Below are 24,927 nucleotides of genomic sequence, written 5' to 3' on the forward strand. Positions count from 1 at the left end.
TAATTGATGTATTAAATAAGGCGCTTTCATAGCGCCTTATTTAATCGCTGGGAGTTATAACTTTTATACATGTATCAACTATAAACTCGCGTGACCTATAGCGTCTAAGGTACTTTGCTCATCGAGCTTAGTTTCTTCTTTTAACCAAGCGATAAAGACATCAAGACGAGATTTTTTAGCCGAATTAGGATCAAAGACAAAGTATCGTTTAAATGATACTGGGTGTTTAATATTAAACGGTATAACCAGCTGCCCAGTATTAACGTATTGAGAAAAGAGCGCTTGTGACGCCAAAGTAAAACCATGACCACTTAATACTGCGCTTAACGCCATATCTCCAGAGCTGACTTCAGTCCATTTTTTATGACCTTGATAATCTTCTACACCCGCCTTTTTGAACCAAGTGGGCCAATTAATACTGCCTTGATGTTCTAAGCTCACCAACCAACAATTTAAAATATCTTTTGGCTCTTTAAAGTTATATTCGGTGACCAGTTGTGGTGAACAGGCTGGATATACATGATCTTCAGCAATGAACTCATAAACCATATCATCACTGGTATCAACTTCGCCGGTCGTTAAAAAGCGAATAGCAAGGTCTATATGACCTTGGCGGAGATCTTCGATACTGTTTGAGGCAACAACCTTTATTTTGATTTCAGGATGTTTAATAGAAAATTTATACAGTCTAGGCATAAGCCATAAAGAGGTAAAGGCTTGCGTGGATGTGATAGTTAAGGTGCCAGCAACCTCTTCTGTTTGAATGCTATTAAAGCCTTTTAACAATGTATCGAATGCTTTATGAGTAGCTGTATAAAGCTTTTCTCCACTTTCAGTTAACTGCATTTTTCTGCCGTTTCGGACAAATAGCTGACTGCCCATAGCCGCTTCTAACTGTCGCATTTGTTGGCTGACAGCAGCTTGGGTAACAAATAATTCCTTTGCTGCTTTACTATAACTTTCATGGCGAGCGGCACTTTCAAAACTTCGTAAGTTATTTAACTGTTTTAACCTTTTATCCACTTTAACTCCCCCTGTTAGTAATAAAAATTGTAATTGCACTAATAGCTTCATGAATATTAGCAATAAAAATCACCCTCGATAAGCTCAGCTTATTGGCTGGTTAAATTCTTATTGTTGGTTCAATAGTACTTCCCTAGGCACAATACCTTTAAGCAATAATAAGGAGATAAGTAAGATGAACGTACCAACATCCATAAAAACCAATAAAGTAGCAGCCCAAGTAGTAAAAACAACAGCAATAACAGAAAACCATTACGAAAATATATCTAATTCTGTTAGTACTTTCAATCAACTACTTGCTAATATTTCAAATAAGCTAGGGTTATCAAAAGCCATTTACCAAAAATAATAGTAAGATCTAAGCCCGTAAAATTTTATATTCTCAATAAAAAATAAAAACCAAGTAAACGACAGGAGTATGCTCGTGAAAAAACCTAAATCTTTAACTTCTTTACTACTCTCTTGTGCTTTATTACTACCCTTGCACCTACTTGCTGGTGTTAGTGGTGGTGTAAGTGATATTGCCAACAAGGCGGCACAATATGCTGAAGCAACTTACCAAGCTGAAATGGTCGAAAGTCTACGTCAATTAATGACCTTTAATACCATAGCAATCGAAGGTTTAGCCTCGACTGAAAACCCCGTTCACCAACAATTTAAAGCCGAGCTAGCCAGACAGGCCAAGCAACTAGGTTTAGACTATACCGACTATGGTTATGTGGTTGTTATTGGCTTAGGTGAAAGCGAGCAGCGTGTCGGTATGATCACCCATGGTGATATCCAACCTTTTAATGCCAGTAAATGGGCACAGTCACCGTTAGTACTTGATCTAAGCTCAGAACCGGGAAAACTCATCGGTAGGGGCACAGAAGATGATAAAGGACCAATAAGTAATGCCCTTTATGCAATGAAATCCATCAAAGATTTAAAAATCAAACTTAATAAACGTATCGAATTATATGTTTACATGGCCGAAGAATCTGACTGGCAGCCACTACGTGAACATATCAAGCAACACTCACTGCCACAAGTTAACATCACCCTTGATGCCGAATACCCAGTGGTAACCGCCGAAAAAGGCTATGGCACCATAAGTCTGACTTTTCCTAAAACGAGCTTAACCTCAAGTAAAACTTATATCAGTGAATTTACTGGTGGCTTTTTTGGCAGTCAAATTCCAGAAGATGCTCATGCAAGAATAGAAAATGCGGATCAACAGCTGTTAGGTAAAATAAAACAAGTCGCTAAATCCCACACCGGCATGAGTTATAGCTACCAATGGCAAGGTAAACAATTAAGCATTAGTGCCCTAGGCAAATCAGCGCATTCCTCTAAGCCTGAAGACGGCGTAAATGCCATTACTCACCTCGCTGATTTATTAACAGTAAATCACTGGCCAAATAATAGCAGTGGCGCCTTGGTTAACTTTATCAACAACCAGTTAGGTACGGGTTTGTACGGTGATAAATTTGGTGATATCGCCTTTAGCGATGATTTTATGGGGCCAATGACGGTACAAGCTACTGTACTTAAAACTACGGCGAAAGGCATGGCGTTAAATATAAACATCCGTAGACCTAGCGGCAAAACCACTAAACAACTAGAGCTTGAAATCAAGGCAACGTTAGCTGAGTGGCAACAACAAAATCAAGTAACTCTGCTCGACGTAAGCAGTAAAATTAACGAGCCCTTTGTACAAAAGCATGCGCCGCAAATTGACACGCTACTTGAGGTGTTTGCATTTTACACTGGCATAGCCGATGCGAAACCAGTCTCTATTGGTGGCGGCACTAATTCAAGGCTTTTCCCTAATGCGGTCAGCTTTGGTCCTTCAATGCCAGGAACAGAGTACACCGGCCATTCAGAGCATGAGTTTATTACCAAGGAGCAGTTTATCTTAAACCTAAAAATGTATACTGCTGTGCTGATTGAGTTAGCGAAGTAACTATATATTTCCACCAATAGCAATAGAGTAAAGTAGCTCACATTCTCATTACCAACAAATTTAATTTAAGCTTATATTCAATGCTAAGCGCAAATTAAGTTTGCTGGTAAGTATTTTTAAAATAGTTATAGCACTAAATATTTTCACTACTTCATTGAATAATTCGACTAACAAGAAGTCTCCCCTCAAAACATTTATCTCTATTAATTTTTCCCATTAACATCTTGCTTGTATCAAAGTTAAAACTTGTTTATCATTCATCACTGTTAATAAAAAGCAGAAAAAACAGACAGTAACATTCCACATCATGGATGTCTGTTGACATAACAATCATTAATTAAGGATAATATAATGACGCATAGCTCAGATACCCCTCCTGTAAATAATACCAACACCCCCACGCAGTCTCACAGAAAAATTGGTTTTGAATTTCGTGGTGACGGTATTGAGTACTTTAAAATTTGGATTGTAAATATTCTATTAACCATTGTTACCTTAGGCATTTATTCTGCATGGGCTACGGTAAGAAATAATCGCTATTTTTATTCAAACTTATACTTAGACAATGATAATTTTCGTTATCTAGCTGACCCACTTACTATATTAAAAGGCCGACTTATTGCTTTAGCTGCGTTTATTGCCTACTACGTTGCCTCAATATTCTTTCCAATAATTTCCGGCATTCTTGCTATCGCCCTTCTTATTGCTATTCCATATTTCATTAATCAATCTGTCGCCTTTAACAATAGAATGTCCTCATACAAAAACATTCAATTTCGCTTTAAAGGCTCATATGGACAAGCCTTTATGGTCATCTATATTTGGCCAATATTGGGTATTCTTACCTTAGGTATTTTGTACCCACTTGCCATACTAAAAGCCAACGAATATTTTGTTCGCAATAGCGCTTACGGCACCAGTAACTTTGACTTTAACGCTACATATAAAGATTACGGCATGATATTTTTAAGCGCATTAGGCATTGCCGTAGTTGTCGGTGTACCAATTGCATTAATTACTTATTTTGTACCTGTTTTTGCCATCATATCTCCAGTGCTGTTCGGCATCATGTATTTCGCTTTAATTGTTTATGCACTGGTATCATTTACCAATCTATTTTATGCCAGTTTAAACTTAGTGGCACACAAATTTGAAGCCAAATTAACCATAACAGGTCAAACAAAAGTGATTCTAATCAACTTGTTTCTAACCATTATTACGCTTGGTTTATACCTGCCAGCAGCAAAAGTTCGTATGACAAAGTACATTTGTTCTTGCTTAACAATGCACGCAAATGGCGACTTAGATAACTTTATTGCCGCTGAAAAAGAAAATATCAGCGCCTTAGGTGAAGAGTTTGGCCAAGTATTTGATTTTGCCTAAAGACAATACTTAATGTTTATAGACGGAATCTACCTAGATGGTAAAACCTCTAAACGCCACGTCGCGCGTTTAGAGGTTAACAGCGACCATAAAATAACTAGTATTCACTTAGCCACACAGCGAGAGGTATTATCATTTGAACAGCAACATTATAAAGTGGAAACTCGTTTAGGTAATACGCCAAGAGAAATTTCATTTGATGATGCGCAGCTTTTTGTCTGTGATAACCACGATGAAATAGACAAAATAATCAGCTGGCAAAAAAAGTACTCATCTAAGCAAAATACTTGGTTATACCGATTAGAGAATAATTTAAAACTAATTTGCCTATCAACAATTGCCACCGTCATTTTTTTATATGGTTTGATTATCTATGGCATACCCAGCACAGCAAGAGTCATGGCTCACCATGCGCCACAATTTACCTCACAGCAACTCATCTCAAGTTTAGATATTTTAGATAAAACTGTTTTTGATGCCTCAGAGTTATCTGCTCAAAGGCAACAAGAAATAACAGCTTTAGTGGCACCTTACCTATTAAGCTATAAAAGCTTACAACCTAAGTTAGTATTTAGAGCCGGCATGAACGCGAATGCTTTAGCCCTCCCTAATGGTGTTATTGTTTTTACTGATGACTTTGTCAATTTAACCAAATCTGATGATGAGCTACTTGCAGTACTGTTTCATGAGTTAGGTCACTTATCACACAAACATATGACTCAGCGCATGATTCAAGATGCTATGTTGACCATCATGGTGGTATTTATCACGGGTGACGTGGAAACGTTTGACCTACTAACAGGACTTCCTACTTTACTGCTAGATTTAGCTTACTCTCGCGAATTTGAGATAGAAGCAGATAGCTACGCGCTAACCCAGTTAAGCAACCACAATATCCCCTTGCAGAGCTTTGTTGATGCCATGAGAAATTTAGAACAGTATTACCTTAAACAAAGTGCAGGCAGCAGCGAAAGTGCGATAAATGACTTTTTCTCAACACATCCTAAAACAGAAAAAAGAATAAAGTTAATAGAGCAGTTCAACAAAGAAAATGATTGAGTGTTCAAAATAATTTTGCCTGTAATATCGGGCATTACTTCGAGTACATAAATACAGTTCAACGAGCCTGATAGTTAATAAATACCAGCTCCGTAATAGCCGTATCTACAACCTATCCAATACAAAACATAAAATAATTGCACATAAATAAAACTATTCGTGCTATTTTATCGGGAAATTAAATCGCCAGTTTCAATCGGTAAAGTAAATAGATAGGGTGAATTTAGGTAAACATTGATGCCCATGGCTTGTTGGTATTCAATGACCTTGGCAATTGTGTTTTACCCTACTTGGACAATTAATGATAAAAAAATCGGTTTACGCAATAGCTCTCATCAGTGCCTTACTCGTGTTAGCCCTTACCCTAATGGCAACTCATCAGCTTTACAGCAGTAAATTAGTCACTTTAGATAGTAAACTTAAAGAGATCTCTGGCATTGAAGTCGATAAGGCGGGTAATTTTTGGGCCATTAATGATGGCGGTAATTCAGCACAGGTCCATCAAATACAAAGCGATGGTAAAGTAGTTAAAACTATCACCATAACCAATGCCAGAAACCTGGACTGGGAGGATATGACCCAAGATGATTTTGGCCACTTTTTCATTGGTGATTTTGGTAATAATGACAATATTCGTAAATGGTTAACCATATATAAAATTGAAAACCCCATCGATATAAAAGGTACCGAAACTCAAGCTGAAATAATTAAATTCACCTTCCCTAAGCAGTTAAATTACCCACCCAAAGCCTCAGAAAAAAACTTTGATTTAGAAGCCTTTGTTTTTTACAAAAAACATTTATATCTATTTTCAAAAAATCGAACTGAGCCTTTTGATGGTGATACTAACTTATATAAGATTGGCGATCATGCCGACAATTATCAAGCCGATTTTATTAGTAATTTTAATACCTGTACCACCTATGAAAAACTCTGCTGGATAACTTCTGCAGCGTTAAGCCCAAATAGAACTAAGTTAGTGTTATTAGACTCAGAGCGCTTATGGCTATTTGAGAACTGGCAAGGTGATGACTTTTTCTCGGGTGATGCCTATAAGATTGATTTAGGTATAGTCACCCAAAAAGAAGCGGTAACTTTTTTTGACGAAAACACCATCATTTTTGCCGATGAAGAGTTTAATGGCATAGGTCGAAACTCTTATATGATTAAACTCGACCAAGTCACTAAAGAGCGTGTAACAAAACAACCAAAAATCGCCAATATATAACGAACATATAACTAATGGTATGACCTATATTTAACAATATAAAGCTAGCACTAACAGGTATGGTATTCACGCTACCTGCATAATAATACTCACCACATCGGTAAGTTTCGCTGACACCCTAAGCAAGTTACCACAGTGGCAATATACCACTTTGCCCACTACGCCTTCATTACGAGGTAGTGCCGTTATTGACAACTCTCTTTGGGTCACCAGTAATAATGCGGTATTTGTCAGTCAGGATGGCGGCACAACATGGCAGGATAAATCATTAGCCATTGAGCTTACCACTGACTTTAGAGATATTGAATTATTTGATGCTAATACGGCTATTGTTATGGGAATTGGCAGTGGCAAAGACTCGGTGCTGTATAAAACGATTAATGGCGGAAATAGTTGGTCGCTGCTATATGAGAATCAAGATGAACAAGGTTTTTTTGATTCCATCGCTTTTTGGGATAAAGATAATGGTTTGCTTTTCGGCGATCCCGTTGATGGTTATTATGTGATTAAAAGAACAATTGACGGCGGTAAAACCTGGCGACGTATTCAAGCCCAACACATCCCGAAAATACTGGCGAATGAATCAGCATTTTCTGCCAGTGGCAATAGCATCATTGTGGGTGAGCAAGGTAAGGCCTGGTTTGCCACCGGTGGTAAATCAGCCTCCATTTATACCAGTAATGACTTTGGTGAAACATGGCAACGCCACAGTGTGCCCTTGTTTAACGAAACCCCAACAGCTGGAGGATATAGCTTAGCGACTAATCATTTGCAGCAAGTTTTTATTATCGGTGGTGACTATAAACAAAGAGCGGGCAAGTACGCGAACATGGCAACTTTTGACCAAGAACAATGGCGTACTGTTGATACCGGCCAACACGGCTTAAGAACGGCAATGCAATGTGAAGAATTGCTATGCATTGCGACCGGAAAAAACAGTAATGATATTTCTTTTGATGGAGGAATAAGTTGGCGCATATTAGCCAACACTTCGGCAGAAAAAAATGACCAAGGTTTTTATACTTTAGCAAGTAATCAAGGCTTATTTTTAGCCGCCGGAGCTAAAGGAAAAGTTGCCATCTATTCATTTCGTCAATGATTCTTAAAATTGAATGTTCTTTTATTTAAGTGCCTCTAACACATATTTAGCAGGTGATTCCTATCTTAACCTCTTTGCGACTATCTAGAGCGACACGGCTAAAGGTCGCTTCAGTTAATGCTAACTGAATACCTTTTTAAACGCCTCTTTATAACTACGTGATAACTTTAACTTAGTGCCTGATTTAAAAGAAATCTCACCATCACCGCTTGGCAGGTAGCTGATACTTTCAATCTCATTATGATTAATAGCATGACTTCGATGAATACGGCTAAAACCCAAGCTTTCTATTCGAGTTACTATGTTAGCCAAGGTCGACCTCAATGGGTATATTCGCCCCTTACTGTGCAAATTCACATAGTTACCACAAGACTCAAGCCACTCAATATCTGAAACTTTAACTAAGAATTCTTTATCCAATTTTTTCACCAAAAAATGTTTGGGGATTTTATTTTCTTCATTTTTATCAGCTTGCTCTTCATCTTCAGCAATAGGACTTGCTTCGCCTTTAAGACGACTATAGATGTACTGCACCATATGAAAGATAAAGAAAAAGAATAGATAAGCCCTGGCATCTTTTCGATATTCATACCAAAGCTCTCTAGATATCGAGCCGAAATCATAGTTACCTCCATTAAAAAAATATACTCCTTCACGAATGACAATCATGATAAAAACATGAGTTAGTGAAAAAATAATCGAAGCGAACAAATGAATCAGCAGTTGCTTTTTTATCTCTATAAGGCGTGGAGGATAACGTTTAAAAAGCCAAACCATTGCCGGAAATATGCACAAGGTAGCTAATGCACTACTGAACTCCCAAGTAAAGGGTTCCCATAACGAAATACTAGACTCACCATGGCGACTGTGTTCCATCCAAACAGTAGAAGCGTTAATAATACTATTGATAAAAAAATAGACACTGACAGCAAGATAGCCGTAGAGGGTTTTATTTTTTTCGATTTGTTCAAATTGAGCGCTATTCATTTATCCCACTATTCCACCGTTTATCCCTAAAGCCAGTCATCATAAGCACTTAGGTGTTTTTCAACAAGAAGGTATTTGTCAAACTGTTTGGTAAAATCTTAATGGAGAAAGACATGACTTACAATAATAATGAACGACACTATGATATTGACTGGTTGAGAACGTTGGCATTTGGGGTGTTAATTTTATACCACGTTGGTATGTACTATGTAACTGACTGGGGCTGGCATATAAAAAGCGAAGAAACATCGACCATATTACAAGATATTATGATATTAACTAATCCGTGGCGTATGTCGCTGCTATTTTTTATTGGCGGCATTGCCTTGGCGTTAGTGCAACCACGATATTCCTCTTGGCACTTGGCTAAATCACGAACGACACGGTTATTAATCCCGTTATTATTTGGTATGTTTGTTATTGTTGTGCCCCAAATTTACTACGAAGCACTGAGTCAAAGCTTAATAAAGCCAGGCTATTTAAACTTTTGGTCTAGCTATATTAATCCCAATACCGAGTTACTGCGCGATCACCACACCATAATAGGTTTACTCACTTGGAATCACTTATGGTTTTTACCTTATTTATGGGTATATAGCCTTATCTTTATCCTATTAAAAGCACCACTTAACAGCTTGGCTAATAGTAAATTACTTAAGAAGATACCAGCAACATTAGCTTTATCGATGGCTGTTTTAGCCTTAACTTTTGTTTGGTTAATGCTTCGACAAGACTACCCACCCACCAATGCATTAATTAACGATTGGTATAATCACGGAAAATACTTGTTAGTTTTCACCCTAGGTTATTTCTTTGTCTTACAGAGATCTTGGTGGACATTTGTTATTGATAAGCGACTAACTTTACTGGTAGTTGCGATTTTGGCGTACGTTTTTATCATTGCAGACAGACACGATAGTTTTACTGTTCTAGCTAGTCAATTCGAGACTAACCTATTAGTTAAGCTCTTCTACGGTATTATTTTATCAATCAACCACTGGGCATGGTTATTTTGTGTAGTCGGCTTTGCTGGCTTTTATCTTAACCGCCCAAGTCCAATACTAAGTTATGCAACAAAGGCTATTTTACCCTGGTACATTTTGCACCAGACCTTAATCATTGTTTTCGCCTGGTGGTTAAAACCCTTGTTGTTAAATCCACTTTTAGAAGCAATGTTATTACTTGCAATGACAATTTTTGGCTGCTTGATTGGTTATGAAGTTATTCGACGGGTAAATATTCTACACCTGCTCTGTGGTATGAAAGCAGTTAAAAAGAAATATTCCATGCAATTACGATTACAAAGTTAACCGCCTATTTAGTGTCTTTGATGGAGAACAGCTCTGATAAAGACGCTAAGACTTACACTAGCCCAGGCACGAGTTTCTACTTTTAAAAGTAGCAACTGCTGAATCATTGGCAAGTTATAACCTCGCTTGCCAATGATACATCTAGTACTAATTAAACCGGCTTCATTTTAACGCGACAGTTTAAATCTACTTGGTATAAACTAGTAAGGTCCTAGTTAAATAGAAATTACTATGTATCCTTTGAATTATATTGAACCGGTATTTCGTCCTCCAAGTGAATGGAAAAGCCTAATATTACAAGTCACTAATGGTTGCTCATATAATAAATGCACCTTTTGCGATATGTATACCAGCGAAAATAAAAAGTTCAAACCAAAGAAAATTGAGCAAATTGAAGAAGAAATAATCAAGGTTGCTAAATCAGGTTTAGCAACAAGACGAGTTTTTCTAGCTGATGGTGACGCCATGATGTTGCCGTTCAAGCGCTTAAAAGAAATTCTCGAGTTAATAAAGTTGCATTTACCGCAAGTAAGTAGAGTTGCTAGTTATTGTTTGCCGAGGAATTTGACCAATAAAACAGTAGAGCAGCTGGCCGAGTTGCAAGCCTTAGGTTTAAAATTAATGTTTATTGGCTGTGAAAGTGGTGATGATGAGGTACTGGCGCTAATTAAAAAAGGCGAAACCTACCAAAGCTCATTAGTTGCCCTTAAGAAAATAAAGCAAGCAGGCATGAAAAGCTCAGTGATGATTTTAAATGGTCTTGGCGGCCCTGAATTGTCTCGTCAACATGCCATTAATTCAGCAAAATTGATGAATGAAGCGCAACCTAATTATTTATCGACACTGGTGGTGTCTTTTCCGTTAGGTGAACAACGCTTTGCTGAGAGGTTTACCCAAGCATCATTAAAACCTTATCGGCAATTAACCCAGCAAGAGTTATTTTCTGAAATGGAAACACTGTTATCAGAGCTTGAGTTAGAAAAAACTATTTTCAGATCTGATCATGCTTCAAATTACTTAGTGCTCAAAGGCGTATTAGGTAATGATAAAGCAGCACTGCTGAGCCAAGTAAGGCAAGCATTAAAGAAACCCAGTGATGCTAATTTAAGGCAGGAATGGCAACGAGGCTTGTAAAAACTATTATTACTAAGTAAAACAAGTGGCACAAGTAAGCGATGAAAGTGTAAACCAGAGTACCGTTAGCAAACGATTTGTTGGCTAACGGCAGTAAAAAATAGTTAACTAAACATTGTTAATTGAACATTGTAAATTAACTAGTTTTAATCAAAGGTAAGCTTATGACCTGCTTTGTCTACTTTAGCTTTAAGGTAATCTTCATTACCGTCTTTAAGATGAGTAGAGGTATTGACTTCCTTTTCAACCGTCAGACCATAATCAATCAATGCTTTTGCTTTTATCGGGTTATTGGTCATTAATTTTAGCGTGCTGATATTTAACGCTTCAAGCATCTGCCCAGCTTCAGTAAAGTCTCTTAAATCATCACCAAAACCTAAATGGTTATTCGCTTGGTAAGTATTCATTCCTTCAGATTGCAGCTTATAAGCATCAATCTTATTATACAAACCAATACCACGTCCTTCTTGGCGTAGATAAAGTATTACACCACCTTCTGTTGCCATCAGTTCAATAGCTTCATCAAGTTGCTCACCACAATCACAGCGAGAAGAATGGAAGACATCGCCAGTTAAACATTCAGAGTGAATTCTAACCAGAGGGACTTTTTGTGACTTATCGGCCTGAGCAAAAATCAAGGCAACATGCTCTTTATCAGTAATTAAGCCCTTAAATGACAGCATTTCTGCTGGAATGTCACTGTTAGAGCCAACTTTTAATGAAATTCTTGTACGTACTTCAGCCATAGCTACTACTTATCTACTAACCTAAAATGAGTTGTTTATTTATCAATTATACCAGCGAATAGCTTCGCTGGCTTTAAGTATAAAGATTATACCCTAAACCACTTTACTGGTATGACCTTTATATCAACAATTTCACTCTTACTTATACATGTCGCATATCTGATAGTAGGATATCGACAATCCAACCATAGCCATACATGACTATTAGCTAATGCTTGCTTAACCTTTATTACTCGCTTGTATAATGAGTAATTCAATATTTTGCTTACTATCATTTAATAGGCCATGGTTACCAAAGGGCTGATTTAAAATCATATCGCCTTTAGCCACCCTCTGCTCTTTGCCTTCAATAGTCATAAGCCCTACGCCACTAAGGATGATATACATCTCTTCATCGTCACCATGTTGATGAAGCCCCATTGATGAGTTGGGCGGCATGATTACCCGCAAGGCAAAATCCCAAACGCCACTAAAATCTTCACGCTTGAACATTTTTTGAATTTCGATGACACCTTCGCCACCATGGCTATTTTCATCGCTAATTTTTTCACACGTTATAAAGTTTCTAATCATGCCTATACCCAAGTTACTTGAAGATACGTGAATCAGGACGCCTGAGCTATTAATGATCAAGGCGCCTACTTTTATTAATGGTACGCCCTTAAAAAGCAGGTTAGTATTCTTTGCAAAAATACTTAACAACATCTGCTTATTCTGCTGTGCCATGTAAAATAGCTGTGTCATGTAAACGAGCTACGCCACTACACTCTGCTTTTTATTATGCTCTAGGTTAATAAATTGACTAGCAACCAAGGAAGCCAGAGCAATGGCAGCACCTGCATAAAAAACAAGTGAATGATCATACAGCCATATCAAACCAAAACTGGCGGGAATTACCACGGCGGCAATATGATTAATGCTAAAACTAACCGCTGAATTTGAGGCAATATCTTTAGGGTCTGCTATTTTTTGAAAATAGGTTTTTAACGCGATAGCCATAGCAAAAAATAAATGGTCAATAACATAAAGTACTGCGGCAATATCTGCCGACTCCACTAACGCATAACCAACAAATACAATAACTAAGCCAATATATTCTAGAGTTAGTGCCCTTTTCTCGCCTACTTTGGCTATCCAAGCGCCAATTTTAGGCGCTAAGAAAAAGTTAATCACATGATTAATCATATAGAGCAAGGTGATTTGCTGAACGCTATAACCAAACTTTTCTACCATTAAGAAACCAGCAAAGACGACAAAGATTTGTCGACGCGCGCCCGCTAAAAAGGTCAATAAATAATAGAGGCTGTAGCGTTTTCGTAAGATTATTTTTTTATGCTGACTATGGGCTATGGTAAATTTTGGCATAACAAAAGCTAGCCACAGGGTCAGTAGTAAACCGGTTAAGCCAAAAAACAGATACAAAAATTGATAACTCGTCGATAAAAAGCTAAAACTTAGCCAGATCAAGCCATAACAAACTAATGAGGACGCTGATTTAATCGACATCAATTGGCCTAATTTCACGGCTGTTTCTTCTTTATCAAACCACTGTAAACTTAATGAAGTATTTACAGTTTCATAATAATGAAAGCCGATAGACATCAATACTGTCGTAGCATAAAGGCCGTAAATACTGGGAAAAAATCCCGTTATAGCAACACCTATTGATAAAACACACAGGGAAACCAACGCAAAAGTTTGCTCCGCTAAGACCAATAAGATAAACACTGCAGTAAAAGCCAAAAATCCAGGGATTTCTCTCAGTGATTGTAATACACCTATTTCAGCACCGGTGAAAGCGGCTTGCTCAATGGAAAAATTATTAAGCATTGCCAACCAAGCGGCAAAGGTTATTGACATAACGATGCTGGCAATAACAAGGAAAACAAAAGGTGTTTGCCAACTTTTAGTCTTACTACTCCCTGCCGAATTAAGTTTATTTTCCGTCGCCTTGGTATCCATACTACTCCCGAAAATTTATAAAAGCCTAAATAGCTGATGAGCTAAATTGATAGCTTGTTTATCTAGAATGGTCAGTATATGATCAAGTTTAAGTGACCACATAGGTTAATTATGACATTAAGTTTATCTAAACAGACAAAGTTGAAGTGGCATCTAGAAAGCCCAAGTAGACTCTACCCTTCACTGCCTCGACCAATAGTGTCCACCTCCGGTGAATTTAAGGCCATGACACAAATAGTGAGTCATTCTCACCCATGGTCACAGTTGTCTTATTCTTGTCGAGGAGTAATGCATATTGAAACCAGTGCCGGTGTCTTTGTCATCCCACCAGAGCAAGCTTTGTGGCTACCGGCTAAAACGCAGCATCAACATTTTTGCAAAAACAGTGTCAGTAACCGTAGTTTGTATATAGACCCGGCCTGGAGTGAAGAGCTAGGTAATTCGGTGCGAACCTTAACGGTAGATCCCTTATTAAAATCGCTGTTATTAGAAGTGGCTAGCTGGCCTGAACTTTACCAAGAAAACGAGCAAACTAGTCGATTGACGCGGGTGTTAATCGACAGATTAGCCATAGCGCCGAGTAATGAATTATTTATGCCAACCATCAAGGATAACAGGTTGCTGCCCATCATAGATGAGCTTAATCATGATCCAGCCAACAAATTAACCATTGAACAATGGGCCACAAAAGTCGGCGCATCAAGTCGCACCTTAAACCGATTATTTAACAAACATTACGGTATGGGCTTTAGTCGCTGGAAGCAAAAACTAAAAATATTGAAATCATTAGAAATGCTGAATACCGGTACTCAGCTTACCAATATTGCTTTTGAACTGGGTTATGAATCAACCTCTGCTTTTATCACCGGGTTTAAGAAACAACTGGGCTGCTCGCCGAAGAAATACTTATCGAGGGGGAATTGATTAAGCATGTGCTTGGTACTTTCTTATTTACTTGGTATCGAGTTATTACCCCCTAGGGCAGATACAAATGCCAAGTTTGCTGAGTAGGCTTGTGTTGCTATTCAACCATAGATTCCGTTAATTAAACGTATTTGAATATCCCAGTGTAAATAACCTTGCTATGGTGAGTGATAAATTATAAAAACAATTGGAACATTATGAAAGCTTTATTGAAGGCCTCTACGCTGCTTGGATTAACACTGACGACTCTAGTCTCCGTTCAACTTGCTGCACAAACCTATGTAATTCACGCGGGTAAAGTATTAACTATTCCTGGGGAAGCACCGTTAACTAAACAAACCATAGTAGTTAAAAGTGGCATTATTACCGCACTCAAGTCTGGCTTTATCCCCGCGAATAAAATAGCTAAAAATGCACAATTAGTAGATTTATCTACCAGCTTCGTTATGCCCGGTCTTATGGATATGCATGTGCATTTGCAAGGAGAGTTAGGTCCTAAAAATGATAGTGAAAAACTTAAAATGTCTGATGCAGACAAGTTAGTTAAAAGTGCTTACTTTGCTAAAAAGACGCTAATGGCGGGTTTTACAACGGTAAGAGATTTAGGTGGCAGTGCCGAGCAAAGCTTTGCCTTACGTGATGGTATTGCTAAAGGCTACCTACTAGGTCCAAGAATAATTGCCGCCGGCAGTAATGTTGCCGTAACCGGCGGTCATGGCGATGTTGATGGCATGAGCCCTGCTCTGTTAGAAATGCACACAGCGAAAACCGTGTGTGATGGCCCTTATGATTGTCGCCGCGCTACCCGCAGGGCAATAAAGTTTGGTGCTGACGTGATTAAGATCACCTCTACTGGTGGCGTGTTATCTGATACAAACACAGGTACCGGCCAGCAAATGGCTGATGATGAATTAAGAGAAGTGATAAGTTCAGCTCATGCTTTAGGCCGAAAGGTTGCAAGTCATGCCCATGCGGCAGCAGGTATAAACGCAGCGTTAAGAGCCGGTGTTGATAGTATTGAGCATGGCAGTTACGCTAATGAAGAAAGCATTAAACTGTTCAAAGAAACGGGCGCTTATCTAGTGCCGACCTTGATGGCTGGTGACACGGTAGTTAATTTAGCAAAAAACACCAATTTTATGTCGCCGGCTATTCGTGCCAAGGCCATTCGCGTCGGTGGCGATATGATCGAGAGCTTTAAACGTTCATATCAGTCTGGGGTAAATATTGCCTACGGGACTGATAGCGGTGTTTCTAAGCATGGTAACAATGGTAAAGAAGCGGTACTGATGTTTAATGCTGGCATGACAGCACAAGACATCTTAAAAACAGCGACGGTTAATGCCGCAGATTTAATAGGAAAATCTGATTCCTTAGGCACCATTGAGATAGGAAAAATTGCCGACATTATTGCCATGGATAACAGCCCATTAAAAGACATTGAAGAGTTACTTGATGTTGATTTTGTCATGAAATCTGGCGTAATTGTCAAAGAATAAAGCTATGTTAAAATTATTAAGCGCAATAGCTAAGCAGTAGTATTATTCAAGGGCTACATACGAACTGACCAAGCAGTTTGATATGTGTTCGGCAAAAAAGGCTGACATCCGCTAGAGAAAGCAGTGGTCAATCTCAGCCCTTTGATAAACTTCCTTTGCCTGTCCAATGCCTAGTAGCATGGCACTTTATTTACTCTTTTTCTGGCAATACTGATCGCCATAATAGTTGTTTGAATAATTACAAGTAAGCGCCGGTTTTTTAACGCTAGTTACATTGAAAATAGATTTTATGTTATTAGTTACATTATTAAATATATTTTTCATTTTACTTCACCTTGTCTATTTAAGATGAAACTATTGTGCACCACCAGCATGCTTTAGTAAATTTAACAATATTGAACATAGTCTTCTATAAAACTAAACCACCCTACTCTGCCCCGCCCGAAGTAAGCTAAAACAAACTAGATAGAACTAAGTCTAATTAAAACAAACTTATGCCAAGCTACATTTTTTGGTTAATTGCTCAGTGAAAATACCTTGCAGCATAGTTAACTCATCGGTTCTGACATAATTGGGCCTAATCACTAAGGCAATGGTTCTATGAGGGCCGGGTTCGTTTAGGTGAATAGCCCTAATTTCTGATTCGTTATAGGTTAGTTGGTCTAAGGCCATTTGTGGCACGAGTGTAGTACCAAGCTTTCCGGCAACCATTTGAATTAAGGTATGCAAACTGGCGGAATCAAAATCTGTGTCTTGCTTTTTATTTCGCAAGTCACACGCAGCTAAGGCGTGTTCTTTTAGACAATGACCATCCTTTAACAACATCAACTTATCAATCTCTAGCTCATCACTGCTAATTTCCTGAACTTTATCTGGGCATTCATCTTTATGACAAACCCAATAAAAATCCTCTTGCCAAAAGTTAAAACTCATTAAACCATCAATAGGGTAAGGCAAAGCCAATATAGCAGCATCAATTTCGCCAGTGCGCACCTTTTCAACTAACACATGTGATTGGTCTTCAATGATTTTTAATTTAAAACTCGGATGCTGTTTTCTAACTTCCGGTAAAACTTTAGGTAACAGATAAGGACCAATGGTCGGGATCACTCCCAAAGTCATAGGGCTAGCAAATGGCTGTTTATCGCTTTGCGCTATTTGTAATAGCTCGTCTAATTCCAACTTCACCTTTTTAGCTTTATTTAATATCAATTGCCCCTTATTGGTGACTAATACCTGCTTATTATTGCGCTCAAAGACAGTAATACCTAACTGTTTCTCAAATTCAGTAATGGCGGTACTTAAAGCCGATTGTGAGACATTGCATGCCTCTGCCGCCTTTTTAAAGTGTAAGGTCTTTTCTATGGCTAATGCATAGTGCAGTTGTTTTAATGAGATCATATTTTGATGACTTAATGATAATTTAATATCAGCTTTTATAGAACATGAAGATGATTTTAATCAGAAATACCAAATTAGTCACCTGTTTCACTATTAGAAAAATAGAAGCTTATCTTCAAGTTAATCAAATATTCAAATACTGCTGATTTCTCTATGATTTATATAAATTTATTTATCACTAATTTATTACTAATTATTCACTAAATGAATTATCACTAATTTATCAAACGAGGAACACCCATGTTAAAAAAGACACTGCCTATTGCTGCGGCAATTTCTGTTGCGCTCTCATCAATGCTACTACCGGCAACGGCGTTAGCAAGTAACGAAGCAAAAACCAATCAATTTTGGTGGCCTGAGCAACTAAACCTAAGTCCACTGCGTCAACATGGCGCTGAATCGAACCCTTACGGCGAGCAGTTTAATTATGCCAAAGAGTTTGCCAAGCTTGATTTAGTTCAGCTTAAAAAAGATATTCAAACCACACTTACCGATTCAAAATCTTGGTGGCCAGCCGATTGGGGACATTATGGTCCATTGATGATACGCATGGCGTGGCATAGTGCTGGTGTTTATCGCGTGCACGATGGCCGCGGTGGAGCATCTGGCGGACAACAACGATTCGACCCACTAAATAGTTGGCCAGACAATGCTAATTTAGATAAAGCGCGTCGTTTATTATGGCCGGTTAAACAAAAGTACGGCCGTCAACTTTCTTGGGCTGATTTAATGGTACTTTCAGGCAATGTTGCCCTTGAATCTATGGGCTTTAAAACCTTTGGCTTTGCTGGTGGTAGAACCGATGATTGGGAACCCGATTTAGTTTACTGGGGACCTGAAACAGCCATGCTTACTGATGAACGTAGAGATAAAAAGGGAAAACTAAAAGGCCCATTGGCAGCAGTAGAAATGGGCTTGATTTATGTTAACCCGGAAGGTCCACACGGTAACCCTGATCCGCTGTTAGCTGCTAAAGATATCAGAATGTCATTTGGCCGTATGGCAATGAATGATGAAGAAATAGTGGCATTACTTGCTGGTGGCCATACTTTAGGTAAAGCTCATGGCGCGAAAAAACCGAGTAAATGTGTTGGCACAGAACCAGCGGCAGCGGCTATTGAAGACCAAGGCCTAGGCTGGAAAAATAAATGCGGCACAGGTGTTGGCGCAGATACCATCACCAGTGGTTTAGAAGGCGCATGGACGGTTACCCCGACAAAGTGGTCATCTAACTACTTAGACAACCTAATGAACTTTAATTGGGTACTAACCAAAAGCCCAGCCGGAGCAAAACAGTGGGTTCCTGATAATAAAGCAGCGGCTAATTTAGTGCCTGATGCCCATATCCCTAATAAGCGTCATGCTCCTATTATGTTCACTACCGATATTGCTTTGAAGGAAGATCCTAGCTTTCGCAAAATTGTTGAGCGTTTTAGAAAAGACCCTACGCAATTTGATAAAGCCTTTGCTAAAGCTTGGTTTAAGTTAACTCACAGGGATATGGGACCTAGAGCAAGATATGTTGGCGCAGAAGTACCAAGTGAAGTATTAACTTGGCAGGATCCTATCCCAGCAGTAAAGCACCCGCTTATTACTAACAAAGATATCGTCAAACTTAAACAACAAATTGTTAACTCAGGTTTAACTACTGCTGAGTTAGTAAGAACAGCATGGGCGGCAGCGTCTAGTCATAGAGTTACTGATATGCGTGGTGGTGCCAACGGTGCTCGCATTAACCTTGCACCACAAAATAGTTGGGCAGTAAATAACCCTAAAGAGTTAAGCAAGGTATTAACTAAACTTGTCGCGATTCAAGGGAAATACAACAAGCAATCGTCTTCGAGCCAAGTATCACTGGCTGATATAATAGTCTTAGCTGGCGCTGCGGCAATCGAAAATTCCGCTAAGCAAGCTGGCACTCAAGTTACCGTGCCATTTGTTCCTGGTCGTGCTGATGCGAGCCAAGGGCAAACTGATGTTAAATCGTTTAATTACTTAGCGCCAAAGGCTGATGGTTTCCGTAACTTCTATACCGATGAAAGCTATATGTCACCAGCAGAAATGTTAGTAGATAAAGCCAACTCACTTGGTTTGAATGTACCTGAAATGACAGTACTTGTTGGTGGTTTGCGTACGCTTGATGCCAACTATGACGGCTCATCTTACGGTGTATTCACCAATAAACCCGGTGTGCTAAGTAATGACTTCTTTATCAACTTATTAGATATGGCTACTGTGTGGAGTAAAGATGAGTCTAAAGCTGGGATTTATCTAGGTCATGATCGCACTTCAGGTCAATTAAAGTGGCAAGCAACACCAGTTGATTTAATTTTTGGCTCTAGCTCAGAATTAAGAGCGATAGCTGAAGTTTACGCCTCAAACGATGCCGATAAGAAGTTCATTAATGACTTTATTGCCGCTTGGGTTAAAGTCATGCAGTTAGATCGATTTGATTTAAATTAGAGCATAAATAGCGTTAACTTAGGCTTAAAATAAAGTCAAAATAGAGTTAGGGTTAAAGTTAACTAAAAAGCGAGTACTGCCAAGGGCAAGTACTCGCTTTTTTATTTTATCAACCCTACTTAAAACTATAAACAGACCTTATAAACCTAATGCCGCTTTTATCCCTGCACCATAGGAAGCATCCGCCGCAGTACAATGTTTAATATGACGCTGCTTTATCTCATCAGGCACGTCGCTCATTGAGCCAGCGGTATTATTAAACAAGACTTGTTGCTGCTCTGCAGACATTAAGCGAAATAAATCGCCAGCTTGAGAGAAGTAATCCTCATCTTCGCGGTGATCCCAATGAGCGGCATAACCTTGTAAATCTAATGGCGGCTCTGAAAAATCTGGCTGTTCAGCCCATTCACCTTTGCTATTGGGCTCATAACCAATAGTTGCTCCGTGATTGCCATCGGTGCGCATTTGTCCATCTCGGTGATAACTATTTACCGGACAGCGCGGTGCATTAACAGGAATATGATTATGGTTAACACCTAGTCGATAACGCTGGGCATCACCGTAGGAAAATAAACGACCTTGTAGCATTTTATCCGGTGAAAAACTGATACCTGGCACGACATTGGCTGGGTTAAAAGCCGATTGTTCAACATCAGCAAAGAAGTTTTCAGGATTACGGTTTAATTCCATTACGCCAACTTCAATTAACGGATAATCCTTGTGTGGCCATATCTTAGTTAAATCAAATGGGTGGTATGCGACTTTTATGGCATCCGCTTCCGGCATGATTTGCACTTTTAAGGTCCACTTGGGAAAGTCATTATTTTCTATGGATTCGAATAAGTCTCTTTGATGGCTTTCTCGGTCTTTACCGACAATGGCTTCTGCTTCTGCATCGGTAAGGTTTTTAATGCCTTGTTGTGATTTTAAGTGAAATTTGACCCAAAATCGCTCGTTATCGGCATTAATAAAACTAAAGGTGTGACTGCCAAAACCATGCATATGACGGTAAGTAGCCGGAATTCCGCGATCGCTCATCACGATAGTAATTTGATGTAATGCTTCAGGCAATGAGGTCCAAAAGTCCCAGTTATTAGTGGCACTGCGCATATTGGTTTTAGGATCACGTTTTACCGCATGATTTAAGTCGGGGAACTTTAACGGATCCCTTAAGAAAAACACTGGCGTGTTATTACCAACTAAATCCCAATTGCCCTCTTCGGTGTAAAACTTAACGGCAAAGCCACGAATATCGCGCTCAGCATCGGCGGCGCCACGCTCACCGGCGACAGTAGTAAAGCGAGTAAATAACTCGGTTTCTTTACCAATTTCTGAAAATATTTTTGCGCGAGTATATTTACTGATGTCATGGGTAACCGTAAACTTACCAAAGGCACCAGAGCCTTTGGCGTGCATACGTCTTTCTGGTATTACTTCGCGGTCAAAGTGAGCTAATTTCTCTAAATACCAAACATCTTGTAAAAGTTGTGGCCCGCGCGGCCCTGCGGTCATAACGTTTTGATTATCAGCCACTGGGCAGCCAGCAGCTGTGGTTAATTTCTTCTTAGACATGTTCAAAGCCTCTAGTTAAGGTATTAACTGGTTAATTAAACGTCTATTAATTCTAGTTGATATTTATCAACAATCTATTGAACTAGCTCAATAGATTGTTATTTATTAAATATTTTATTAGCTATCTTATTGGTAAAATTGCTAAGTGAAATTTGCGTCTATAATCATTGCTGTTCAAGACAAAGAGCTAAGCTTATTTGCTGCCAGATAGTTTTTAAACTGCTCGAATGGTAAAGGCTCAGCAAATAAGTATCCTTGGCCATATTCACAATTGAGCTGTTGTAATTGCTGCTGTTGTTGCTCTGTTTCTATGCCTTCAGCAATCACTTTCATCTTCAATTTCTTTGCCATTATAATAATGGCTTCACAAAGCGCTAAGTCATCGCTCTGGGGTACCATTTTCTGTACAAAGGATTTATCTATTTTTAAATAGTTTGCATTAAATAACTTTAAATATGACAGCGAAGAGTAACCGGTGCCAAAGTCATCAATCGAAATAGCAATGCCAGCATTATGAATTAATTCAAAAATATCATTAATCTTATCGCCTGATTCCATCAATAAATTTTCTGTTATTTCTAAAGCAATAGCACCTGGTGGCACCTGCTCTTTTTGCAGGCTGAGCAGCCAATTAATAATATTGCCTTTATCTGCTTGATACTGCACAGGAGAAGTATTAATACTCAGTTGAAACTCTGGATGATATTCTGCACGTAAGGTATTAATGGTTTGAAGTGCGGCTTTAAAAACCCAATCACTGATCTCAATGATTAATCCGGTTTCCTCTGCAAGGGGAATAAATAGCTCAGGGTTGATATAACCTTTAGTAGGATGGTGCCAACGTATTAATACTTCCGCTTTATATATTTCATCGTTTGATAGATTAATGATTGGCTGATAAACCAAACTAAATTCTTCATTATCAATGGCCTTTCTTATTTCACTGATTAACTCAACTCTATTATTAATCGCGTCACGCATAGACGGAGTAAAAAATTGATAATTTTCTTTACCTAAGCTTTTTGCGCTATACATGGCCTGATCGGCATTCTTTAGCAAGATATCAATATTGGTAGCATCGTCAGGGTAAATGGTGACACCAAGGCTGCCTGAGGTATGAATGGTCTCCCCTACCAGTGAATGAGGTGTACTCAACTGGCTAATTATTTTTTGGCAAACGCTATTGAGCCCTTGTAAGTCAACGAGCTCATTAATAATAACAACAAACTCATCTCCCCCTAAACGCGCAACAATATCATTTTCACGCATAACAGATTTTATTCGCTTAGCTACCTCGACCAATAACGCATCACCCACATCATGACCTAGGGTATCGTTTACATCTTTAAAGTTGTCTAGATCTAAGAAAACGATGGCCAGCTTGGTGCGATTTCTTTGACAAGTCTTTAATGCTAAACCTAGGTGTTCTCTCATCATATTTCGATTAGGTAGGCCAGTTAACGAATCAAAATTGGCATGGCGCCAAATAGTTTTATTCGCTTGCACACGTTCAATAGCAATACTGGCAAGTTGAGAAAAATTCTCTATTAAATCAAATTGCTCTTTTGTAGGACTGGTCTTGTTTTCATGATAAATAGCAAAAGTACCAATAACCTCACCCGATGAAGAGATTATCGGCTCTGACCAACAAGCGCCTAACCTTGCCTTTGCTGCTAACTCAGCCCAAGGAGCCCAAAAAGGATGTGTAGCTATATCTTCAACAATGACACGTTTTCCGGTAAATGCTGCACTACCGCAAGAGCCAACACCTTCACCTATGGCAACGCCCTCAATAGCTTGGTTATAAAAATCTGGCAAGGATTGTCCTGCCCCAACAGTCAGGTTAGTTCTTGCTTCGTTGAGTAGTAAAATACTACAGCGTACCTCTTTAAATTCAAATTCAGCCGAGCTAACAATGGCACGCAGAACTTTATTCAATGAGCTTGAATTTACAATGAGTTCAAGAATTTCATTTCTATATCTTGATAATCTTTGATTCGCTTGAATCTTACTATTGTTTATTTCTACTGTGACCGAATAGATATAAGCAAAGGCACTGGTGATAGTATATGCAGGTAAAATTATCAGCATTAATACCCAATTATAATCTAGGTAGGTATTGATAAAAAAAGTGCTAAAGGAGCAAATAAAGAGCAGTAAGGCAAATAGCGGCCTGAGTAAATAAAATGCTGCGATGATTAAAGGAAAGGCCCAAAAAGAATAGAAAAAACCTTTAAAAGATAACAGCAAAATCCAAGTGACTGATGCAAGTACTGCAACGAGAGTTGCGGATAACTCTACTTTACGGGTGCTATAAGTATAGGAAAAAGCAGAAATTAGCATAATGACTAAAAACAGATCGGCCAAGGCGACAATATATTCTTGTTTAAAGATTCTTAGCGCAATGATTGGTAATAAAACTATTGCTGTTATAGCCGTTGATGACAGTAACGCTAACTCTTTATTCGTTCTATTTTGCACAGAAAATTTAGCCCTTTCAATGAGAGAGTAATCAAACCTACCTTTGAATATAAATAATAAAAACTAATAACTCAATGGATTAGAGCTATTTTTGCCAAGATATGAAAAAACATTTTGCTTACCGGACAATGATCGATTAAATGTTATGCGCTTTACCTTAAAATAAAACAGTTTTTAATATCACTAACAGCACTGTTATTTTCTGTTTATAAAAAAGCCTTCTAGCTGGCGGTTAACCACAGTAGAAGGCTGCTATCTGCAAGTGTTATACCCAAGCCACTTCAAGATGCAGAATTCAGCTGAAATTAGAAACGTCTTTAGGCAAGGTATTGATTGAAGAGAATAGTCATTCTATTGTCAATATCAATAACGCAGCATAAAACGTTTTTAAACCAGCCCTTTGGGGGTGCGGGAGTAACCATTAATAAAAAAATCGTCTTGATCATGATTAGCTCTCGCATCCTGAAACTCGCATATTGAAATGGCTTGGGTATATATCTTTTAACTAGTTTACTGGTTTTTCTTCTTGCGACGAGATAACCCCATAACCGCGAGACCTAAACCAAGAATACCGAGTTAAGCTGGCTCTGGCACAGCGACAGAATATTTTGCAGCATATGCGACTGAGCTAGCTATTACCGATAACATTTCATCACTAACAACACCATCGTCATAGGTCATACCATCATTAATATGAATGACAGTACCGCC

Annotated in this window: 19 protein-coding genes; 11 read left to right on the forward strand and 8 right to left on the reverse strand. The window is 38.6% G+C overall.

The annotated features are described in order from the left end of the window. Positions 1 to 78 precede the first annotated feature (78 nt). On the reverse strand, positions 79 to 1,023 hold the full coding sequence (locus HRT50_RS10910; protein ID WP_291614304.1) for a LysR substrate-binding domain-containing protein: 945 nt from the start codon (positions 1,021 to 1,023) through the stop codon (positions 79 to 81). A 175-nt stretch (positions 1,024 to 1,198) separates the two neighbouring features. On the opposite strand from HRT50_RS10910, the gene HRT50_RS10915 reads away from it, so the two are divergent. The 6 genes from HRT50_RS10915 (at position 1,199) to HRT50_RS10940 (ending at position 7,737) form a co-directional block, all read left to right on the forward strand. Next, on the forward strand, positions 1,199 to 1,372 hold the full coding sequence (locus HRT50_RS10915) for a hypothetical protein (protein ID WP_291614306.1): 174 nt from the start codon (positions 1,199 to 1,201) through the stop codon (positions 1,370 to 1,372). 69 nt (positions 1,373 to 1,441) lie between these two features. Continuing rightward, entirely contained in the window at positions 1,442 to 2,968 is a 1,527-nt protein-coding gene (locus HRT50_RS10920; RefSeq protein WP_291614308.1) for a dipeptidase, read from the forward strand. A gap of 351 nt (positions 2,969 to 3,319) precedes the next feature. Next, positions 3,320 to 4,351 (forward strand): YjgN family protein, encoded by a 1,032-nt coding sequence (locus HRT50_RS10925; protein ID WP_291614310.1) that lies wholly within the window; start codon positions 3,320 to 3,322, stop codon positions 4,349 to 4,351. A 12-nt stretch (positions 4,352 to 4,363) separates the two neighbouring features. Beyond that, complete coding sequence (locus HRT50_RS10930; RefSeq protein ID WP_291614311.1) at positions 4,364 to 5,410, forward strand: M48 family metallopeptidase; 1,047 nt, start codon at positions 4,364 to 4,366, stop codon at positions 5,408 to 5,410. A gap of 301 nt (positions 5,411 to 5,711) precedes the next feature. Beyond that, positions 5,712 to 6,638, forward strand: a complete 927-nt coding sequence (locus HRT50_RS10935) for a hypothetical protein (RefSeq protein WP_291614313.1) — start codon at positions 5,712 to 5,714, stop codon at positions 6,636 to 6,638. Positions 6,639 to 6,789: 151 nt separating this feature from the next. After that, positions 6,790 to 7,737: an oxidoreductase gene (locus tag HRT50_RS10940; protein ID WP_291614315.1), complete on the forward strand. Its 948-nt coding sequence runs from the start codon at positions 6,790 to 6,792 to the stop codon at positions 7,735 to 7,737. Between the two features lie 120 nt (positions 7,738 to 7,857). Here the strand turns inward: HRT50_RS10940 and HRT50_RS10945 are convergent, their stop codons facing one another. Continuing rightward, positions 7,858 to 8,724 carry a LytTR family DNA-binding domain-containing protein gene (locus HRT50_RS10945; protein WP_291614318.1) on the reverse strand — a complete coding sequence of 289 codons (867 nt, stop codon included), beginning with the start codon at positions 8,722 to 8,724 and terminating at the stop codon, positions 7,858 to 7,860. A gap of 113 nt (positions 8,725 to 8,837) precedes the next feature. Here HRT50_RS10945 and HRT50_RS10950 point away from each other — a divergent pair, with 113 nt between their 5' ends. Both HRT50_RS10950 and HRT50_RS10955 read left to right on the forward strand, forming a co-directional pair. Beyond that, positions 8,838 to 10,034: an acyltransferase family protein gene (locus HRT50_RS10950; protein WP_291614319.1), complete on the forward strand. Its 1,197-nt coding sequence runs from the start codon at positions 8,838 to 8,840 to the stop codon at positions 10,032 to 10,034. 231 nt (positions 10,035 to 10,265) lie between these two features. Further along, the gene (locus HRT50_RS10955; protein WP_291614321.1) at positions 10,266 to 11,168 is read left to right on the forward strand and encodes a radical SAM protein; all 903 of its coding nucleotides are present in this window, start codon (positions 10,266 to 10,268) and stop codon (positions 11,166 to 11,168) included. A 146-nt stretch (positions 11,169 to 11,314) separates the two neighbouring features. On the opposite strand, the gene ribA is transcribed toward HRT50_RS10955, so the two are convergent. The 3 genes from ribA to HRT50_RS10970 all read right to left on the reverse strand — a co-directional run bounded on the left by ribA (position 11,315) and on the right by HRT50_RS10970 (position 13,774). After that, positions 11,315 to 11,914, reverse strand: coding sequence for a GTP cyclohydrolase II (ribA, locus tag HRT50_RS10960; protein WP_291614323.1), 600 nt, complete (start codon positions 11,912 to 11,914; stop codon positions 11,315 to 11,317). A 219-nt stretch (positions 11,915 to 12,133) separates the two neighbouring features. Then, a complete protein-coding gene (locus HRT50_RS10965; RefSeq protein ID WP_291614325.1) occupies positions 12,134 to 12,658 on the reverse strand; it encodes a cupin domain-containing protein in 525 nt (174 codons plus the stop codon). Positions 12,659 to 12,667: 9 nt separating this feature from the next. Then, positions 12,668 to 13,774 carry an MFS transporter gene (locus HRT50_RS10970; protein WP_367238870.1) on the reverse strand — a complete coding sequence of 369 codons (1,107 nt, stop codon included), beginning with the start codon at positions 13,772 to 13,774 and terminating at the stop codon, positions 12,668 to 12,670. A gap of 213 nt (positions 13,775 to 13,987) precedes the next feature. Here HRT50_RS10970 and HRT50_RS10975 point away from each other — a divergent pair, with 213 nt between their 5' ends. Both HRT50_RS10975 and HRT50_RS10980 read left to right on the forward strand, forming a co-directional pair. Then, positions 13,988 to 14,800 (forward strand): helix-turn-helix domain-containing protein, encoded by an 813-nt coding sequence (locus tag HRT50_RS10975; protein ID WP_291614330.1) that lies wholly within the window; start codon positions 13,988 to 13,990, stop codon positions 14,798 to 14,800. Between the two features lie 197 nt (positions 14,801 to 14,997). Then, positions 14,998 to 16,299 (forward strand): amidohydrolase family protein, encoded by a 1,302-nt coding sequence (locus HRT50_RS10980; RefSeq protein ID WP_291614332.1) that lies wholly within the window; start codon positions 14,998 to 15,000, stop codon positions 16,297 to 16,299. A gap of 492 nt (positions 16,300 to 16,791) precedes the next feature. Here the strand turns inward: HRT50_RS10980 and HRT50_RS10985 are convergent, their stop codons facing one another. Continuing rightward, positions 16,792 to 17,700: a hydrogen peroxide-inducible genes activator gene (locus tag HRT50_RS10985; RefSeq protein ID WP_291614334.1), complete on the reverse strand. Its 909-nt coding sequence runs from the start codon at positions 17,698 to 17,700 to the stop codon at positions 16,792 to 16,794. A gap of 240 nt (positions 17,701 to 17,940) precedes the next feature. On the opposite strand from HRT50_RS10985, the gene katG reads away from it, so the two are divergent. Continuing rightward, a complete protein-coding gene (gene katG / locus HRT50_RS10990) occupies positions 17,941 to 20,163 on the forward strand; it encodes a catalase/peroxidase HPI (RefSeq protein ID WP_291614336.1) in 2,223 nt (740 codons plus the stop codon). Positions 20,164 to 20,301: 138 nt separating this feature from the next. Here the strand turns inward: katG and HRT50_RS10995 are convergent, their stop codons facing one another. Beyond that, complete coding sequence (locus tag HRT50_RS10995) at positions 20,302 to 21,735, reverse strand: catalase (RefSeq protein WP_291614337.1); 1,434 nt, start codon at positions 21,733 to 21,735, stop codon at positions 20,302 to 20,304. A 174-nt stretch (positions 21,736 to 21,909) separates the two neighbouring features. Continuing rightward, positions 21,910 to 24,216, reverse strand: a complete 2,307-nt coding sequence (locus tag HRT50_RS11000) for an EAL domain-containing protein (RefSeq protein WP_291614339.1) — start codon at positions 24,214 to 24,216, stop codon at positions 21,910 to 21,912. Between the last annotated feature and the right edge of the window lie 711 nt (positions 24,217 to 24,927).

Source organism: Colwellia sp. (genome assembly GCF_013215345.1).
Taxonomy (GTDB): domain Bacteria; phylum Pseudomonadota; class Gammaproteobacteria; order Enterobacterales; family Alteromonadaceae; genus Colwellia.

Excerpts from the sequence above, each read along its gene's own strand:
- HRT50_RS10915 (WP_291614306.1), top strand. The coding sequence starts at position 1,199 with ATGAACGTACCAACATCCATAAAAACCAATAAAGTAGCAGCCCAAGTA.
- HRT50_RS10920 (WP_291614308.1), top strand. The coding sequence starts at position 1,442 with ATGCTCGTGAAAAAACCTAAATCTTTAACTTCTTTACTACTCTCTTGT.
- HRT50_RS10925 (WP_291614310.1), top strand. The coding sequence starts at position 3,320 with ATGACGCATAGCTCAGATACCCCTCCTGTAAATAATACCAACACCCCC.
- HRT50_RS10930 (WP_291614311.1), top strand. The coding sequence starts at position 4,364 with ATGTTTATAGACGGAATCTACCTAGATGGTAAAACCTCTAAACGCCAC.
- HRT50_RS10935 (WP_291614313.1), top strand. The coding sequence starts at position 5,712 with ATGATAAAAAAATCGGTTTACGCAATAGCTCTCATCAGTGCCTTACTC.
- HRT50_RS10945 (WP_291614318.1), bottom strand. The coding sequence starts at position 8,724 with ATGAATAGCGCTCAATTTGAACAAATCGAAAAAAATAAAACCCTCTAC.
- HRT50_RS10950 (WP_291614319.1), top strand. The coding sequence starts at position 8,838 with ATGACTTACAATAATAATGAACGACACTATGATATTGACTGGTTGAGA.
- HRT50_RS10955 (WP_291614321.1), top strand. The coding sequence starts at position 10,266 with ATGTATCCTTTGAATTATATTGAACCGGTATTTCGTCCTCCAAGTGAA.
- ribA (WP_291614323.1), bottom strand. The coding sequence starts at position 11,914 with ATGGCTGAAGTACGTACAAGAATTTCATTAAAAGTTGGCTCTAACAGT.
- HRT50_RS10965 (WP_291614325.1), bottom strand. The coding sequence starts at position 12,658 with ATGACACAGCTATTTTACATGGCACAGCAGAATAAGCAGATGTTGTTA.
- HRT50_RS10970 (WP_367238870.1), bottom strand. The coding sequence starts at position 13,774 with ATGTCAATAACCTTTGCCGCTTGGTTGGCAATGCTTAATAATTTTTCC.
- HRT50_RS10975 (WP_291614330.1), top strand. The coding sequence starts at position 13,988 with ATGACATTAAGTTTATCTAAACAGACAAAGTTGAAGTGGCATCTAGAA.
- HRT50_RS10980 (WP_291614332.1), top strand. The coding sequence starts at position 14,998 with ATGAAAGCTTTATTGAAGGCCTCTACGCTGCTTGGATTAACACTGACG.
- HRT50_RS10985 (WP_291614334.1), bottom strand. The coding sequence starts at position 17,700 with ATGATCTCATTAAAACAACTGCACTATGCATTAGCCATAGAAAAGACC.
- katG (WP_291614336.1), top strand. The coding sequence starts at position 17,941 with ATGTTAAAAAAGACACTGCCTATTGCTGCGGCAATTTCTGTTGCGCTC.
- HRT50_RS10995 (WP_291614337.1), bottom strand. The coding sequence starts at position 21,735 with ATGTCTAAGAAGAAATTAACCACAGCTGCTGGCTGCCCAGTGGCTGAT.